Here is a 16,180-nt window from a genome sequence, read left to right on the forward strand (position 1 = left end):
CAAGAACAACACGACAGTGCTCGTCACTGGAGGATCTCACGCCTCGACACCTGCGACTGTTTGACCAGAAACGAATCAACGTAAGGCAATTACTGTGCGTACGTACACCCCTAAGCCGGCTGACCAGACTCGTCAGTGGTTTGTCATTGACGCCACCGACGTAGTACTCGGCCGTCTCGCCGTCCAGGCCGCAACCCTGCTGCGCGGCAAGCATAAGCCAACCTTCGCAGCTCACATGGACATGGGCGACCATGTCATCATCATCAACGCCGAGAAGGTCGCCCTGACCGGTAAGAAGCTGAAGGACAAGCGCGCCTACCGTCACTCGGGCTTCCCGGGCGGTCTGAAGAGCGTTAACTACGCCGAGCTCCTTGAGAAGAACCCAGTTCTGGCCGTCGAGAAGGCCATCAAGGGCATGCTGCCAAAGAACAAGCTTTCCGACGCTCAGCTGTCCAAGCTGAAGGTATACCGCGACGCCGAGCACCCACACGCTGCTCAGGCTCCAAAGGTACTGGAAATCAGCCAGGTCGCTCAGTAGTACTGGCCCCGAGAACAAAGACTTAATAGGAGATTATCGTGGCTGAGAACGCTGAAGAGACCACCGAATTCGAAGGCGAAACCCCTTCGACTTACACCACCGAGACCGCTGCATCGACCGTCGTAGCCGACACCGAGCGCGCTCCACTAACCGTTCCAGGTGGCGCAGTAGGCCGCCGCAAGCAGGCTATTGCCCGCGTTCGCCTGATCCCAGGCTCGGGCAACTGGGTCGTCAACGGCCGCACCCTGGAAAACTTCTTCCCTAACAAGCTGCACCAGCAGGATGTTAACGAGCCATTCAAGGTTCTGGGTCTAGAAGGCGCATACGATGTTATCGCCCGTATCCACGGTGGCGGCATCTCCGGCCAGGCCGGCGCATTGCGTCTTGGCATTGCCCGCTCGCTGAACGAGATCGATCGCGATGCAAACCGCGCGGCGCTGAAGAAGGCCGGCTACTTGACTCGTGACGCACGCGTCATCGAGCGCAAGAAGGCTGGTCTCAAGAAGGCCCGCAAGGCTTCGCAGTTCTCGAAGCGCTAAACCTTACCCACAGGTTTCCCAAAGGCCCGCATCTTCGGATGCGGGCCTTTGGCCGTTTAAAGCCCCTTTGTGACCTCTTGGCCATTAAAGTTTTCTCACATAGCGTTCCAAAGCTCACATGTGCACGGGTAAATCGATGCGCAGGGCTTATGATTGACGATGATGGCAAGGTTATTTGGGACCGATGGGGTCCGAGGAAAAGCAAACGAGTTGTTAACCCCCGAGCTGGCGCTGGATCTAGCGCAAGCAGCTTCGGTGGTTCTTGGTTTAAGTCAGTCGGAAGACGGACGCAAGCCGGTCGCCGTGGTGGCGAAGGATCCGCGTATCAGCGGCGACTTCCTCTCCGCCGCGATCGAGGCTGGTCTGGCCGCTTCCGGAGTTGACGTTAAGGATGCGGGCACGTTGCCGACTCCGGCCGCCGCATTCCTGGTCGGTGATCTCAACGCCGACTTCGGCGTGATGATCTCCGCCTCGCATAATGCCGCGCCGGATAACGGCATCAAGTTCCTGGCCCGGGGAGGCAAGAAGCTGGACGACGCGTTGGAAGACGCGATCGAAGCCTGCCTGGACATGCCGAACCCGCGCCCCACCGGTGGCGCCGTAGGACGGATCTCGCGTTTCTCCGACGCCGAGGACCGCTACATCATGCACCTGCTGGCGGCTATGCCAAACCGCCTCGAGGGCGTCAAGGTGGTCTTGGACTGCGCCCACGGCGCGGCTTCGGGCTGCTCGCCAGAGGTATTCAAGAATGCCGGCGCAGAGGTCATTGTCATCGGCGCCGAGCCAGATGGCATCAACATCAATGACGGCTACGGCTCCACCCACCTGGAAAAGCTCCAGGCCGCCGTGCTCGAGCACGGTGCGGACCTGGGCATCGCCCACGACGGCGACGCGGACCGCTGCCTCGCGGTGGACCACGAGGGCACCGTCGTTGACGGGGACCAGATCATGGCCGTGATGGCCATCGATCTGAAGGCCCGCGGCGAGCTGGTGGATGACACCCTGGTAGCTACCGTGATGAGCAATCTCGGTTTGAAGATCGCCATGGAAGAAGCCGGCATCACGCTGAAGCAGACCGGCGTCGGAGACCGCTACGTGCTCGAAGGCATGCGCGAAGGCAACTACTCGCTGGGCGGCGAGCAGTCCGGCCACGTCATCTTCAGCAAGTACGCCACCACCGGTGACGGGGTGCTGACCGGCCTGCTGCTGGCAGCCCGGGTGAAGGCCACCGGCAAGACCCTCAAGGAGCTTGCCTCCGTGCTTACCGTGCTGCCGCAGGTGCTGATCAACGTGCGCGGCGTGGACAAGGCAGGGGTTGCCGAGTGCGTACCGCTGCTCAACGAGATCGCCGTAGCCGAGGCCCGCCTGGGTTCCACCGGACGGGTGCTCTTGCGCCCCTCGGGCACCGAGCCAGTGGTTCGCGTGATGGTCGAGGCCGCCACCCAGGACCAGGCCCAGCTCGAAGCGGAACTGCTGGCCAGCGCCGTGGCAACGCACCTGGCGCTTTAAGGCAACCACCCAGTAAACATCAAGAAAACTCACACCCCCGTACCGCGTTCCCGCAAGGATCATGGTGCGGGGGTGTGGCATGCTAACTAGTAGTTATTGGGTTAGATATCTGGGGAGTAGTACTTCGTGACTTTGCGTATCAGCGTCATCGGCACCGGCTATCTTGGTGCAACTCATGCAGCGTGCATGGCAGAACTGGGCTATGAGGTCATCGGCCTGGATGTTAATGCGGAGAAGCTCCAGGCACTGGCTGCCGGGATCCTTCCCTTCCACGAGCCGGGCCTGCCCGAGCTGCTGCGCAAGCATGTCTCCAGCGGGCGCCTGCGGTTCACCGACTCCTACGCGCAGGTGGCCGAACTGGCCGACATCCACTTTGTCACCGTCGGCACCCCGCAGCGCGCGGATTCCCAGTCCGCGGATATGAGCTACGTCGATGCCGCCGTGGACTCCCTGGTGGAACACATCAGCGGCGAGGCGCTGATCGTGGGCAAATCCACGGTGCCCGTGGGCACCGCGCGCCGGCTGGCCGAACGCATCGAGGCCACCGCGGGCCCGGAAAGCCACATCACCCTGGCCTGGAACCCCGAGTTCCTGCGCGAGGGCTTCGCCGTGAAGGACACGCTGACGCCGGACCGCTTGGTCTACGGCCTGGTGGACGAGAGCGCGCTGGGCAAGCTGCGCGAGGTCTACGCACCGATCCTCGCCGCCGGCACCCCCGAGGTCGTCACCGACCTGGAGACCTCGGAGCTGGTCAAGGTCGCGGCCAACGCGTTCCTGGCCACCAAGATCTCCTTCATCAACGCCTTCGCCGAGGTCACCGAGAACGTGGGCGGGGACATCAAGACGCTGGCCGACGCGATCGGCCACGATGCGCGCATCGGCCGCAAATTCCTCAACGCCGGCGTCGGGTTCGGCGGCGGCTGCCTGCCCAAGGACATCCGCGCCCTCCAGGCCCGGGTCAGCGAGCTGGGCCTGAGTCAGACCATGGGCTTCCTCGCCGAGGTGGACCAGATCAACCTGCGCCGCCGCGACCGCGTGGTGTCGCTGGCCTCCTCGATCCTGGGGGAGCAGCTGGCGGGCAAGCGGATCTGCGTGCTCGGGGTGACCTTCAAGCCCGACAGCGACGACGTGCGCGACTCGCCGGCGCTGGACATCGCGGTGCGGCTGTACAACTCCGGGGCCGAGGTTTCGGTCTACGACCCGGAGGGCAATAAGAACGCGGCCGGCCGTTTCCCGCGGCTGAACTACGTGGATTCCTGGCGCGAGGCGGCGAAGGCCGCGGACCTGGTGCTGCTGCTGACCGAATGGAATGAATTCCGGGCGCTGGACCCGCAAGAGCTCGGCGAAGTCGTTGGCACCCGCGCGCTGATCGACGGGCGCAATGTGCTGGACCGCCCGAAGTGGCGCGAGCAGGGCTGGGTCATCACCGGGCCCGGCGAGAAGTTCGAGCTCGACGAAAACTAGCCCAGGGCAAGCCTTAGCTTCCCGAGCGTTCAGGAGAGCGAGAATAGTTCAATGTTGCCCGCTTTTTTGGTTTAACGCCCACGATCCCTGTACAAACAATTGCCGGAACCGTCGGCATTGAGCCTCTCGCTGGCGATCGGGCCAAACAAAGCGACGCTAGGAATCATCGGCGGTAAATTGAACCGACCAAGACTGCCGAGATTCTGATGTTAACGCGCAGCCGAACAAGGTATTCCAAATCGACTATACGGGAGGGCCCTAAAGCCTCGGGCCAAGTCCTTATCAGCATGATCAGCGTCGTCGCGTCCGACCCAGAATTGTACAAATAGGATGTCAAGCGCATCACCGTAGCAAAAGAGTGATCTTGCCTGGCAGCCCGATACACGGCTACGGATCCAGTGCTTGGCGCGCAACTACCTAAAATCACGCAACTTCAGACAATTGATTCGTTTCCTAAAATCATTGGATGCTGCATCAGAGAGTTGGTTTTCTGAACGTTTATTTTGGGATCGATACAGTCATTTGAAATCAGTGTATGAAACTATGATGAGCGCAAGTATGAGAAGTGCAAAGGCTATCCAATTAATACGTATCGTCCAGAGCGCCATTTTCATTCCGCGCTGTTTGACCTGACCGCGCTCATTAGCCTCGGCGATCTGAACTCGGGCGAGACCTCCCAGAATCAATCCGAGCGGTGGGAAAACGCTCAGGAAAACGCTTGAAATGGCGAGACGGTTCAAGGGCGGCTTCGACTTTAGATTCGAACTGTTGGAGAGATTTTTCAACCTATTCAAGTTCTTTTCGATTCGGCGCACCAAAAGTTCCCGTAAGAATCCTCTTGACGAATTTCCGGTTCCTGATGATATTGATCGAAGTGCAAGAAAAACGGTCGATAAGAGCAGCATAAAATACACTAGTAGTGTTTTTGAAGCATATCCCCATGGCTCGTACTGGCCGGAGAGTATCAACACGATCGAGACAATAGACGCGAGAAAGAGACTGGAGATCCCTACTGCCGCGATAATAAGTACGGTGAAGTCCATCCACGCCTTTACCACTGACAAGTGGAATAAATTCACGACTAGTGCGTAAACGCAAATAGCAATAGCTGATGACACCAGGAGTACCGCAAGAGTTATTCCGAGGTCTCCGCCTAATAGGAACATTTGGAGTAACGCCGTCATGAGAGGCGGAATGCAAACCAAGACTACGATTTGGTTCAAGCGTTCTCTTGGCTTCGACTCAGAGGTCCCAGCTTTCGCTGCCCGGCACCCTGCCTCAAGAAGCGTACTTCTTCGACGACGCCAGGCTAACTGCAATTCGTTATCAGCCAACTCTGGATTCGAATAGGTGCCAGCGTCCGCTGCGAAAATGGCGATCAGGATCGCCGTCAATATGGGGCCGAAAAGTCGAACGAAGTCGACAGAAGCGAATGTATCGAGGTTCTGAAAAGCAAGATATATTCCGAAGAGCATCACGAACGGTATCAACAGACGAGCGAAATCGACGAGAAATTGTTTTCGGGCAAGTTCACGAGCAATCGGTTGCAATCGGTTAGATACGGTCTTTACCATGACCTGTAGCGCAATCACGATTGTAGAAAGTATGCCGAAACCTGCCAACGCGATTCCCGCCGGTATAGGAACCAAGAGGACCTGAACGTCGTCTGTGCCGACGGTGCCGGGTAGGTTGCTGCCCCATTCGACGAATCTCAATATGAGGTAAATGAAGGCCGCAAAGCCGGAGCCTATTAAGAGCTGGGTGCGGATGCTGCTCCAGTAGCTTTCGTACTCTGAAACGGTCTGATCGGCTATTTCCTCTTGTGAAGGATTCTCGCCTTCGGGATCTTTCATTTTCCGACGGCTAAAACCCAGTAGCAACTTTTCTCCTATGCTAATTCGGTACGTAAAGTCGAGTTTCCCTTATTTCCTGTGATTGCAATTGTCTCAAGATGTGTCCTTTCGGCAAGCTGATTCATAGCTAGAGGTGGACACAAACTCAAATGACTTAAATGGACTGGCCTTCAAAGCGGAAAAGGTTGGTATTCAGCGTCGCCCATGTTTCGAAAAGACAATGTTTTGAAGGACTGTTTCGGATAGTCCTCTTTTGTTGAGTCGAGGAAAGACAAGGCAGTTGTTGACTGCCGGAGGAGATCATTGACTCGGTCGGTTTTTTAGAAGCCGAATTCCTTCATAACCGCCGGAAGATTTTCGATCAAGCGCGAGGCGCTCACGGTCCCTTGCTCGGCGCTTACCCGGCCCAGATGGCCATGGATGACCGCCGCGCAGGCGGTGAGTTCCATCAGGCGGCCATTGCTGACGGTCTCCAGGCCCTGGATGCCGGTCAGCGAGCTGTCGGAGAGCAGGTAGCCGAGAATGCCCGTGAGCACGTCTCCAGAGCCTGCAGTCGCCAGCTGGGCCGCCGCATGGCAAACCACGAGGTTGGCACCGTCCGGGGCGACCACATAGCTGGTCGGCCCCTTCAGTAGCACCACGGCGTTATAGGCAAGGGCCACCCAACGGGTCCAGCGGATCGGGTCCTGGGCGACTTCCTCGGTGGTGACGCTCACCCCGGCGCGGCGCAGCAGCATGCGAAGCTCCTTGGCATGCGGGGTCAGCACACGCGGCTGCTCGCTGGGACCGGCGGGGACCACATCCAGCCCGCTGGCATCGATGACCGCTGGCTGGCGGCTTTCGAACACATTGGCGATAACCCCGGTAGGGGGAGTGCGGCTATCAATACCCGGGCCAATGGCCCAGGCCGAAATCTTCGCCCCGCGCCCGTGGAGGTGGCGGCGAGCCAAGGACAAAGCCTCGGAGATCTGCTGGTCATCCAGCGGAACGGTTTCCGGCGCGGCGATGGACAGCAGTGGCTGCACCTCTCCGGGTACGTGGGTGCGCAGCAGGCCCGTGCCGCAGGCCACGGCGGCCCGTGCGGTCAGCAGCGCGGCACCGGGGTAGAGCGCGGAGCCGGCAATGAGGCCGAGGACTCCGCGTTCGTACTTATGGCGCCCGGCGTCCCGCCAGCTGCGGTGCTCATCCAGGAGCGCGCGGGCCGAGGCTTCGTCCACCAATTCGGTTTCCGGGCTGAGCGCGGAAAAATCAAAGTCCAGGCTGGCAACCTGAATCTCACCGGTGACCAAGGGGGCGTCGCGGGAGATCAATCCGGTCTTCAGCGCCCCGAAGGTGATGGTGCGCTCGGCAAGCAGCACATGGTCATCGGCAACGCCGGTTTCGCAGTCCAGCCCGGAGGGAACATCGCAGGCCAGGACGCGTGCGCCGGCCGGCAGCTGAGGCAGCTGTGCTCCGGGGCGGTAGCCAATTCCATAGATCGCATCGATGACCAAGGCCGCCGCAGCCAGCTCGGACTGGCCCGCTGCCACCGGCTTCACGGTGCCGGAAGCAGCAGTATAGGCCTTCAAGGCTTCGGGGTGGCAGGTGTCGGTGCACTGCAGGGCGAGGATCCGGTAGCCGAGCTGGGCCAGTTCGGCCAAGGCGTAGAGCCCGTCACCGCCGTTGTTGCCCGGACCGATCAGCGCGACCACCAGGGTGTCGGTGCCCGATGGCGCTTGGGACAGCATGCTCTCGGCCGCGGCGGCGAGTTCACCGGCGGCGGCGCGCATCAGCGCTTCACTTCCACGTGTGGAGATCTCTTGGGCCTCGACCGCACGGACTTGCGCAACACTGTAGACAGGGATCATAAGACAAACTTTACTCACCCAAGCGGTGATACGCCCGTTTTAACCGCTAACGTGTCGTTTTATCGCTCGGCGACAACCATGGCCACTGCCATATCCCCGTCATGCGACATGGTCAGATGCCAGGAAGTAATGCCGCGCAGTTCACTGGCGGCGGCAACCGTGCCGCGAATGAGCACCTGCGGATCTCCGGCCTCGTCCTTGGCGATGGTGCAATCCTGCCAATTCATCCCCACCGGAGCGCCGAGGGCCTTGGCGATGGCCTCCTTGGCGGCGAATCGCACGGCCAGCGAACGAAGCGGCAAGTCGCGTTCCACGGCGGTGAAGAGTCGTTCACGCAGGCGGGGGGTGCGTTCGAGCTGTCGGCCAAAGCGTGGCACGTCGACAATGTCGACACCGATTCCTGCAATCATGATCTCCAGTCTATCCAGAGCCTTGGAAGAGAAAAAATTGCGGGCAACCCCGAAGGGATGCCCGCAATTATGGATAAGCGTGGATTACTCCACGGTCACCGACTTGGCCAGGTTTCGCGGCTGGTCCACGTCGAAGCCCTTGGCCGAGGCAAGTTCGCAAGCGAAGAGCTGCAGCGGCACGGTGGCCAGCAGCGGCATCAGCAGCGTTGGAGTCTCCGGGACGTAGAAGACCCACTCGGAGTAGTCCTTCACATCGTGATCGCCGTCTTCGGCGATGACCAGGGTCTTGGCACCACGGGCGCGGACCTCCTGGATGTTCGAGACCACCTTCGAGTGCAGCGAGTCGCGGCCGCGAGGGGAAGGAACTACCACGAAGACCGGCTGGCCGTCGTCGATCAGGGCGATCGGACCGTGCTTCAGCTCGCCGGCGGCGAAGCCCTCGGCGTGGATGTAGGCAATCTCCTTGAGTTTCAGCGCGCCTTCCATGGCCACCGGGTAACCGACGTGGCGGCCCAGGAACAGCACCGAGGAAGCATCTTCCATCGAGCGGGCAAGTTCCTTGATTTCGTCCGCGCGGTCCAGGATGTCCTGGATCTTCGCCGGGATCTTGCCCAGGTCGGCCAGGATGTCCTTGATCTGGCCCTGGAAGAGGTTGCCGCGCAGCTGCGCCAGGTACAGGCCCAGCAGGTAGGTGGCGGTGATCTGCGCCAGGAAGGCCTTGGTGGAAGCCACCGCGATCTCCGGACCGGCGTGGGTGTAGAGCACCGCGTCGGATTCGCGGGGGATGGTCGACCCGTTGGTGTTGCAGATCGACATGGTCTTTGCGCCCTGCTCCTTGGCGTAACGCACGGCCATCAGGGTGTCCATGGTTTCCCCGGACTGCGAGATCGAAACGATCAGGGTCTTCTCGTCAACGATCGGCTCGCGGTAGCGGAACTCGTGGGAGAGCTCCACCTCGACCGGAATGCGGCACCAGGATTCGATGGCGTACTTGGCCACGGAACCGGCGTAAGCGCTGGTACCGCAGGCGAGCACAACGATCTTGGAGATCTTGGAAAGTTCTTCCGGATCGATGCGCAGCTCATCGAGGGTCAGGCGGCCATCGGCGTCCGAGCGGCCCAGCAGGGTGTCGGCCACGGCGGCTGGCTGGTCGAAGATTTCCTTCTCCATGAAGGAAGGGAAGCCGCCCTTTTCGGCGCTGGCAGCATCCCAGTCAACGTGGAATTCCTTGCCTTCGGCAGGGTTGCCGTCGAAGTCGGTGATGCTGTGGGTATTCGGGGTGATGGTCACGATCTGGTCCTGGCCCAGTTCCACCGCACGACGGGTGAAGTCGATGAAGCCAGAGACATCGGAACCGAGGAAGTTTTCGCCATCGCCCAGGCCCAGCACGAGCGGGGAGTTGCGGCGGGCTGCCACGACGACGCCCGGGTGGTCTTGGTGGACTGCGAGCAGGGTGAAGGCGCCTTCGAGGTGCTTCACGGCCAGCTGCATGGCCAGGGTGAGATCCCCATTGGCTTCGGTGCTGTAGAGCTTGCCCAGCAGGGCGGCGGCTACTTCGGTATCGGTGTCCGAGAGCAGCTCGACTCCTTCGGCTACCAGCTTTGCCTTGATGCCCGCGAAGTTCTCAATGATTCCGTTGTGGATCATTGCAAGCTTGCCGCCATCGGCGAGGTGAGGGTGGGCGTTGCCGTCGCTTGGCCCGCCGTGGGTGGCCCACCGCGTGTGGCCGATACCGGTGTGAGACCCAGGCAATGGCTGCTCGGCGATCACATTTTCCAGGTTGACAAGTTTGCCAGCCTTCTTGCGTGAGTGAATGGCACCATCGGCGACCACGGCAACACCGGCCGAGTCATAACCGCGGTACTCCAACCGACGTAAACCTTCAATTAGAACGTCAAGTGCACCGTGATCGGTGACTGAGCTTGACGCTCCCGCATATCCAACAATTCCGCACATAGGAAAAAGCGTACCGGTTGATTCCCCAAGGATGGGAGATATCGTGGCGCATCACTCAAAAAGTCGCGTGTCATAGGTCACCGGAGAACGCGAATTATGGGTCATTTGCAAAGAAAGCGATGGCAAAGTTTGGGTTGTGAGGGTAATCCTTGGCAGAATTTGTCTCCGTGGAACCACAAGGAACGTTAGAGACACCGATTACCCCTTTCGTCGAGCTAGAGCGCGACACTTGGGCCCGCCTCTCTAACAAGATGGAACAACCCCTCAACGAAGAGGATATTGAACGGCTGCGCGGTTTAGGCGACGCTCTGGACCTCGATGAGATTCGCGACGTATACCTGCCATTGAGCCGTTTGCTGTACCTCTATGTCCAAGGCGCCGGGGCGACGCACCGGGCAACAACGACATTCCTCGGCGAGCAAACGAGCCGAACTCCCTTTGTCATCGGCGTCGCCGGTTCGGTGGCGGTAGGCAAGTCCACCACCGCCCGCGTGCTTCGCGACATGCTGCGCCGCTGGCCGGAAACCCCGGACGTGCAGCTGATTACCACCGACGGGTTCCTCTACCCCAACGCCGAGCTCGAGCGCCGCGGCATCATGGACCGCAAGGGATTCCCGGAGTCCTATGACCGCCGCGCGCTGCTGCGCTTTGTCTCGGCGGTGAAGTCCGGCGTTCCGGAAGTCGGCGCCCCGGTGTACTCGCACCTGACCTACGACATCATTCCCGAAGAGCGCAACGTGATTCGCTCGCCGCAGGTGCTGATCGTCGAGGGGCTGAACGTTCTGCAGCCGGCACGGACCCGTTCGGATGGAACCGTGGGCCTGGCGCTCAGCGACTTCTTCGACTTCTCCGTCTATGTCGACGCGCGGACCAAGGACATTGAAGAGTGGTACATCCGCCGTTTCATGAACCTGCGCTCGGGCGCCTTCGCCGACCCGGCGAGCTACTTCCACCGCTATGCGCAGCTGACCGACGACGAGGCGCGCGAGACGGCGCACGGCATCTGGAAGCGCATCAACGAACCGAACCTGAAGGAAAATGTACTGCCTACCCGTGGCCGTGCGCAGTTGGTGCTGCGCAAGAGCGCGGATCATTCGGTGCACCGGATGCTGCTTCGCAAAATCTAGACATTCTTCCTAACGGGAACCGAATTTCTTACAAAATTTAAGTTTTCGCGCAAAATGTCCGCTCTCGCTGTGTTTTTGCTGTGTATGCTCAAATCATGCTTAAGGGATTCCGCGATTTTATAATGAAGGGCAACGTCATCGATTTGGCGGTTGCTGTTGTAATCGGTGCCGCATTCGGTGCCGTGATTACCGCTCTGGTAGAGAACATTCTCATGCCATTGATCGCTGCATTGGTTGGTTCGCCAAACTTTGACAGCTTCCTGCTCATTACCCTCAACGGAAATGACATCAAGATCGGTGTCTTCATCACCGCTTTGGTCAACTTCCTGCTGATCGCCGCGGCCGTCTACTTCGTCTTGGTTATGCCAATGCAGAAGGCGACCGAGGCAAGGAACCGCCGCCACGGCATCACCGAAGAAGAGGACGAAGTCGACCCGCAGGTTGCTCTGTTGGAGCAGATCCGCGACGAACTGAAAACTCTTCGATAACAGCCCCCATAAACGCGCAAGGGCCGCTAGTCTCAAACATGTTTTGAGCGCAGCGGCCCTTTACCTTTAACCTGTGGACCGCCGTTGGCTCGGCCTGCGGGGTGCGACGCGGCATCGGTTGCGGAAAAGTGGGAAGATAGTTTGGTGAACTCTGAATCTCTTGAGGAAATCAACGCGCCGGAAGCAGGCGACACCGCTCCTTACATTGGTTGGGAACGCCGTGCAGTAATCGACCTGTCCGCGATCCGCAGCAACGTCAAGCAAGTCGCCGATCTGGTGGCCCCGGCCAAAGTCATGGCCGTGGTCAAGGCCGACGGCTACGGGCACGGAGCATTGCCGGTTGCTACCGCGGCACTGGAGGCCGGCGCACGCTGGATTGGCTGCGCCCATGTGGCCGAGGCCCTCGCCCTGCGCGAGGCGGGCATCGAGGCGCCCATGCTGGCCTGGCTGCACACCAATGACACCCCGTTCGAAAAGGCCATCTCCGCGGGAATCGACCTCGGAGTCTCCGGCTGGGATCTGGAGCTGATCGCCGCCGCCGCGCAGGCGGTGCAGACCCCGGCGCGCATTCACCTGAAGGTGGATACCGGGCTGGGACGCAACGGGTCCACCATGGCAGATCTGCCTTCCTTGCTGGAACGTTCAGCGAAGTTCCAGTCCGAGGGCCTGCTGCGCGTTGTGGGAGTGTTCTCGCACCTTGCGGTGGCCGATGAACCCGAACGCCCCGAAACGGATCTGCAGCTTGAGGTCTTCGATCAGGCCATCGAAATGGTGGAGGCCGCCGGCTTCAACCTGGAGATGCGCCACGTCGCCAACACCCCGGCGATCCTCTCCCGCCCGGACTCGCACCACGAAATGGTGCGCTTGGGTCTGGGCCTCTACGGGCTGAGCCCGTTCGAAGGCGAAACACCGGCCACCTATGGTTTGCGTCCGGCAATGAAGCTGGTCACCAAGGTCGCCAACGTGAAGAAGGTCAACACCGGGCAGGGCGTCTCCTACGGACTGCGCTACCTCACCGCGAAAGAAACCTATCTGGCGCTGATCCCGATGGGATACGCCGATGGACTTCCACGCGTGGCTACCGGTGCTCCGGTCACCATCCACGGCAAAACTTACCCGGTGCGCGGCACGATCGCCATGGACCAGTGCGTTATCGATCTGGGGCTGGATATTGACCCTGAACAATTCCTCGGGGCCGAAGCGATTATCTTCGGCGAAGGGGGAGAATCCGCGACCACCTGGGCGCACGCGGCCAATACCATCAACTACGAGATGGTCACCCGCATCTCGCCGCGCGTACCGCGTTACTACGTTGAGGGAACCTGGGGCCAAGCCGGTGACTAGAAAAGTTTTGGAATTCAGCTGCCAACTCGAAGACCTGACCGCTACCGAAGCGCTCGGCGAAGCACTGGGCAGTCACTTGTCCGCAGGGGACTTGGTGATCCTCACCGGTTCCCTTGGCGCCGGCAAGACCACCCTGACCCAATCGCTCGGGCTAGGACTGAACGTCCGCGAGGGAATCATCTCGCCCACCTTCGTCCTCGCCCGCCAGCACCCGTCGCTTGCCGATGGGCCGGGGCTGATTCATGTGGATGCCTACCGGCTCAACGGGGATAGCGACGTGGACACCCTGGATCTGGAGTCCACCCTGGCCGACTCGGTCACCGTGGTGGAGTGGGGTCTTGGCAAGGTTGAGCACCTGAGCGATTCACGGCTGGAAATCCAGCTGGACCGCGAGGTCTGGGCCGTTCCGGCGAGCAACCCGTGGGAAGAATCAGATGAAGAGCTAGATGAACCGCGCCTTTTCACGCTCAAGGCCATAGGCCCGCGCTGGGCCGAAGAGAATTTCACCGAACTGAAAAACGCGTTGCTGCAGGCCATCGGGCTGCAGCACTCGGGAGAAACACATGCCTAACTATCTGTCCATTGACACCTCGGCGCACGCCTCGGTGGCGCTGGTCGATTACACCACTGGTTCAGTAATCGCTCAGAGAACCTCGCCGAAAGGCAACGACCAGACCGAAACTCTGGCCAGCTATGTCCGGGACATGCTGGAGGAGAACAATGAAGAGGGCAAGAACTTGGCTGGCATCTTCGTTGGCGTGGGCCCAGGCCCTTTTACCGGACTGCGCGTCGGCCTGGTGGCTGCACGCACGTTCGGCTTTGTCTGGAACGTTCCGGTCCATGGAATCATGTCGCTGCATGCGCTCGCCGAACGCGTGCTTCGTTCCGGTGAGAACCCGAAAGAATTCGTGGTGGCCTCGGATGCACGTCGTAAGGAACTGTACTGGGCGCGCTATGACGCAGAGGGTAAACTGCTGGACGGTCCGCATGTATCCGCTGCTACTGAGTTGCCTGTGCTACCGGTTTATGGCGTGGGTGCTGGCTTGTATAAGGAACAGCTGGAGTCCGTTGGTAGCCAGCCACGGGAACGTTCCTTTGACTGGGTAATCGATGCACGGCATCTGGCCCATCGCGGCATGGATGACCTAGCCTCTGGACTCGATCTGTCGGATACCGCACCGCAGTACCTGCGCGAATCAGATGCCCAGGTACCGGCGTTCATGAAAAAGGCCAAGGCATGAGCATTACCCTTCGCGAGATGACATCCGAAGACATTCCCGCAGTCCACACGCTGGAAACCCAGCTGTTCCCCGAGGACGCTTGGCCACTGGCCGGATTCGAAGCCGAGCTGGCTCAGCTGGAGACCCGAAAATACTGGGTCTATGAGGACGCCGGTAAGATCATCGGCTACGCCGGCTTATGCACCGTGCTGCCCATTGCAGACGTGCAGACAATCGCGATCATCCCCGAGTACCAAGGCCAGGGTTTGGGCCGTGCGCTGCTGACGGAACTGATCACCACTGCACGGGCCAACCGCGCCTTGGATCTGATGCTCGAGGTGCGCTTTGACAACCCCTCAGCCATTGGACTCTATGAGTCCATGGGATTCGAGACCATCCATCGCCGCCCGCGCTACTACAAGGGCGGCATCGATGCGCTGATCATGCGCCTTCCACTGCACGCGCTAGACACCCCGGAGGCCACCGAATGAGCACCCCGCAGCACCCCCTAGTACTGGGCATCGAATCCTCTTGTGATGAAACAGGAATCGGGATCGTGCGCGGCACCCAGCTGTTGGCCAACACCGTATCCAGCTCCATGGATGAACACGTGCGCTTCGGGGGAGTGATTCCGGAGATCGCAGCACGAGCCCACCTCGAAGCGTTTGTGCCTACCTTGGAACAGGCGCTCGCCGAAGCTGACGTGACCTTGGAGGAGATCGACGCGATCGCCGTCACCAGCGGTCCTGGGCTAGCCGGTGCGTTGATGGTGGGCGTGGCCGCGGCGAAGGCGCTGGCGCTAGCCACAGGCAAGCCGCTGTACGGCATCAACCACCTGGTGGCGCATGTGGGCGTCGGCGTGCTGGAAGGCACGGTTCTTCCACCGACCTTCGGGGCGCTGCTGGTCTCCGGCGGTCATACCGAGATCTTGAAGGTCACCTCGTTGACCAACGATGTGCAGCTGCTCGGTGCGACCATCGATGACGCGGCGGGCGAAGCCTACGACAAGACCGCCCGCTTGCTGGGTCTGGGCTATCCGGGTGGACCGGCCATCGACAAGGCCGCCAAAGACGGAGACAAAAAGGCTTTCCGTTTCCCGCGAGGGCTGTCGCTACCGAAGTTCGTGGGCTCCGCCGAAGAACCGGGCAAGCACCGCAACAACTTCTCTTTCTCGGGTCTGAAGACCGCGGTGGCTCGCTGCGTGGAACACTTCGAAGCGGCAGGGGAGCCGATCCCTGTGGCAGACATTGCAGCGTCCTTCCAGGAAGCGGTGGTGGACGTGATTACCTCCAAGGCGGTGCGCGCTATGCAGGAGCATGGATTGAAGACGTTGCTGTTGGGTGGGGGAGTTGCGGCGAATACCCGTCTTCGGGAACTGCTTGCGGCACGTTGCGCATCGGCTGGCATCACGCTGGTGGTTCCGCCGTTCTCGCTGTGCACGGATAACGGGGGCATGGTTGCCGCGCTTGGAGCTCAGTTAGTGGCTGCTGGCGCCGAGCCTTCGGGCCTGGACTTTGCTACCGATTCTTCGCAACCGGTCACTAATATTGTGCTGGAGCCACGCGGCTAAGCATCTGGCTAGAGATGCAGTAAGCGTCCGTCCTCTTCGGGGTGCGGACGCTTATTGCGTTGATCATGTAGATGAGTAGGAGCCTGCAATAACCCGGTTGCGGAGTTCGCTAATTCCCTGAACGCGGCAGAAGACCTCATCGCCCGGTGTGTTCTGGCGGCATCTAGCAGGCAGACCGGTCAAAACGACAGTACCCGGGCGCAGGGTCATGAACGAATGATGATGGTGCATCAACATGAGCTAGATTCTGGCGAACGGTTGAAAACGCGTTAACGGAGCGGGATGCTGTGAGTCTCAATGGCAACCCGCTCCGCT

16 protein-coding genes are annotated in these 16,180 nt (G+C 60.4%); 11 read left to right on the forward strand and 5 right to left on the reverse strand.

Features of this window, described 5'->3' with window-relative positions:
• Positions 1 to 94 precede the first annotated feature (94 nt).
• The 4 genes from rplM (at position 95) to CQ019_RS01510 (ending at position 4,050) form a co-directional block, all read left to right on the forward strand.
• On the forward strand, positions 95 to 538 hold the full coding sequence (rplM, locus tag CQ019_RS01495) for a 50S ribosomal protein L13 (RefSeq protein ID WP_096283625.1): 444 nt from the start codon (positions 95 to 97) through the stop codon (positions 536 to 538).
• Positions 539 to 576: 38 nt separating this feature from the next.
• The gene (rpsI, locus tag CQ019_RS01500; RefSeq protein WP_096283623.1) at positions 577 to 1,077 is read left to right on the forward strand and encodes a 30S ribosomal protein S9; all 501 of its coding nucleotides are present in this window, start codon (positions 577 to 579) and stop codon (positions 1,075 to 1,077) included.
• 162 nt (positions 1,078 to 1,239) lie between these two features.
• Positions 1,240 to 2,586, forward strand: coding sequence for a phosphoglucosamine mutase (gene glmM, locus CQ019_RS01505; protein ID WP_105569235.1), 1,347 nt, complete (start codon positions 1,240 to 1,242; stop codon positions 2,584 to 2,586).
• A gap of 126 nt (positions 2,587 to 2,712) precedes the next feature.
• Positions 2,713 to 4,050, forward strand: a complete 1,338-nt coding sequence (locus CQ019_RS01510) for a UDP-glucose/GDP-mannose dehydrogenase family protein (RefSeq protein ID WP_105568756.1) — start codon at positions 2,713 to 2,715, stop codon at positions 4,048 to 4,050.
• Between the two features lie 518 nt (positions 4,051 to 4,568).
• Here the strand turns inward: CQ019_RS01510 and CQ019_RS01515 are convergent.
• The 4 genes from CQ019_RS01515 to glmS all read right to left on the reverse strand — a co-directional run bounded on the left by CQ019_RS01515 (position 4,569) and on the right by glmS (position 10,116).
• A complete protein-coding gene (locus CQ019_RS01515; protein WP_105568757.1) occupies positions 4,569 to 5,903 on the reverse strand; it encodes a DUF4190 domain-containing protein in 1,335 nt (444 codons plus the stop codon).
• Positions 5,904 to 6,223: 320 nt separating this feature from the next.
• Positions 6,224 to 7,750: an NAD(P)H-hydrate dehydratase gene (locus CQ019_RS01520; protein WP_105568758.1), complete on the reverse strand. Its 1,527-nt coding sequence runs from the start codon at positions 7,748 to 7,750 to the stop codon at positions 6,224 to 6,226.
• 59 nt (positions 7,751 to 7,809) lie between these two features.
• On the reverse strand, positions 7,810 to 8,160 hold the full coding sequence (locus CQ019_RS01525; protein ID WP_096283617.1) for a holo-ACP synthase: 351 nt from the start codon (positions 8,158 to 8,160) through the stop codon (positions 7,810 to 7,812).
• 84 nt (positions 8,161 to 8,244) lie between these two features.
• Positions 8,245 to 10,116, reverse strand: a complete 1,872-nt coding sequence (gene glmS / locus CQ019_RS01530) for a glutamine--fructose-6-phosphate transaminase (isomerizing) (protein ID WP_105568759.1) — start codon at positions 10,114 to 10,116, stop codon at positions 8,245 to 8,247.
• A 167-nt stretch (positions 10,117 to 10,283) separates the two neighbouring features.
• Between glmS and coaA the strand changes: the two genes are divergently transcribed.
• From coaA to tsaD, 7 genes are all read left to right on the forward strand, one after another.
• The gene (gene coaA / locus CQ019_RS01535; protein WP_105569236.1) at positions 10,284 to 11,243 is read left to right on the forward strand and encodes a type I pantothenate kinase; all 960 of its coding nucleotides are present in this window, start codon (positions 10,284 to 10,286) and stop codon (positions 11,241 to 11,243) included.
• 95 nt (positions 11,244 to 11,338) lie between these two features.
• Positions 11,339 to 11,731 (forward strand): large conductance mechanosensitive channel protein MscL, encoded by a 393-nt coding sequence (mscL, locus tag CQ019_RS01540; RefSeq protein WP_096283772.1) that lies wholly within the window; start codon positions 11,339 to 11,341, stop codon positions 11,729 to 11,731.
• A gap of 144 nt (positions 11,732 to 11,875) precedes the next feature.
• Positions 11,876 to 13,075 carry an alanine racemase gene (gene alr / locus CQ019_RS01545; protein ID WP_096283613.1) on the forward strand — a complete coding sequence of 400 codons (1,200 nt, stop codon included), beginning with the start codon at positions 11,876 to 11,878 and terminating at the stop codon, positions 13,073 to 13,075.
• Positions 13,068 to 13,646: a tRNA (adenosine(37)-N6)-threonylcarbamoyltransferase complex ATPase subunit type 1 TsaE gene (gene tsaE, locus CQ019_RS01550; RefSeq protein WP_096283611.1), complete on the forward strand. Its 579-nt coding sequence runs from the start codon at positions 13,068 to 13,070 to the stop codon at positions 13,644 to 13,646. The genes alr and tsaE overlap by 8 nt, the downstream gene beginning before the upstream one ends.
• Entirely contained in the window at positions 13,639 to 14,316 is a 678-nt protein-coding gene (tsaB, locus tag CQ019_RS01555) for a tRNA (adenosine(37)-N6)-threonylcarbamoyltransferase complex dimerization subunit type 1 TsaB (protein ID WP_096283609.1), read from the forward strand. The genes tsaE and tsaB overlap by 8 nt, the downstream gene beginning before the upstream one ends.
• Positions 14,313 to 14,786, forward strand: coding sequence for a ribosomal protein S18-alanine N-acetyltransferase (gene rimI, locus CQ019_RS01560; protein WP_105568760.1), 474 nt, complete (start codon positions 14,313 to 14,315; stop codon positions 14,784 to 14,786). The genes tsaB and rimI overlap by 4 nt, the downstream gene beginning before the upstream one ends.
• Positions 14,783 to 15,865, forward strand: a complete 1,083-nt coding sequence (gene tsaD, locus CQ019_RS01565; protein WP_105568761.1) for a tRNA (adenosine(37)-N6)-threonylcarbamoyltransferase complex transferase subunit TsaD — start codon at positions 14,783 to 14,785, stop codon at positions 15,863 to 15,865. The genes rimI and tsaD overlap by 4 nt, the downstream gene beginning before the upstream one ends.
• Positions 15,866 to 15,928: 63 nt before the next feature.
• Here tsaD and CQ019_RS18900 read toward each other — a convergent pair whose 3' ends face one another.
• Positions 15,929 to 16,102 (reverse strand): fumarylacetoacetate hydrolase family protein, encoded by a 174-nt coding sequence (locus tag CQ019_RS18900; protein ID WP_146113295.1) that lies wholly within the window; start codon positions 16,100 to 16,102, stop codon positions 15,929 to 15,931.
• Positions 16,103 to 16,180: the final 78 nt, after the last annotated feature.

Source organism: Arthrobacter sp. MYb229, from assembly GCF_002975405.1.
GTDB lineage: Bacteria > Actinomycetota > Actinomycetes > Actinomycetales > Micrococcaceae > Glutamicibacter.

Excerpts from the sequence above, each read along its gene's own strand:
- rimI (WP_105568760.1), top strand. The coding sequence starts at position 14,313 with ATGAGCATTACCCTTCGCGAGATGACATCCGAAGACATTCCCGCAGTC.
- tsaD (WP_105568761.1), top strand. The coding sequence starts at position 14,783 with ATGAGCACCCCGCAGCACCCCCTAGTACTGGGCATCGAATCCTCTTGT.
- CQ019_RS18900 (WP_146113295.1), bottom strand. The coding sequence starts at position 16,102 with ATGTTGATGCACCATCATCATTCGTTCATGACCCTGCGCCCGGGTACT.
- glmM (WP_105569235.1), top strand. The coding sequence starts at position 1,240 with ATGGCAAGGTTATTTGGGACCGATGGGGTCCGAGGAAAAGCAAACGAG.
- glmS (WP_105568759.1), bottom strand. The coding sequence starts at position 10,116 with ATGTGCGGAATTGTTGGATATGCGGGAGCGTCAAGCTCAGTCACCGAT.
- CQ019_RS01515 (WP_105568757.1), bottom strand. The coding sequence starts at position 5,903 with ATGAAAGATCCCGAAGGCGAGAATCCTTCACAAGAGGAAATAGCCGAT.
- CQ019_RS01520 (WP_105568758.1), bottom strand. The coding sequence starts at position 7,750 with ATGATCCCTGTCTACAGTGTTGCGCAAGTCCGTGCGGTCGAGGCCCAA.
- mscL (WP_096283772.1), top strand. The coding sequence starts at position 11,339 with ATGCTTAAGGGATTCCGCGATTTTATAATGAAGGGCAACGTCATCGAT.
- tsaB (WP_096283609.1), top strand. The coding sequence starts at position 13,639 with ATGCCTAACTATCTGTCCATTGACACCTCGGCGCACGCCTCGGTGGCG.
- CQ019_RS01525 (WP_096283617.1), bottom strand. The coding sequence starts at position 8,160 with ATGATTGCAGGAATCGGTGTCGACATTGTCGACGTGCCACGCTTTGGC.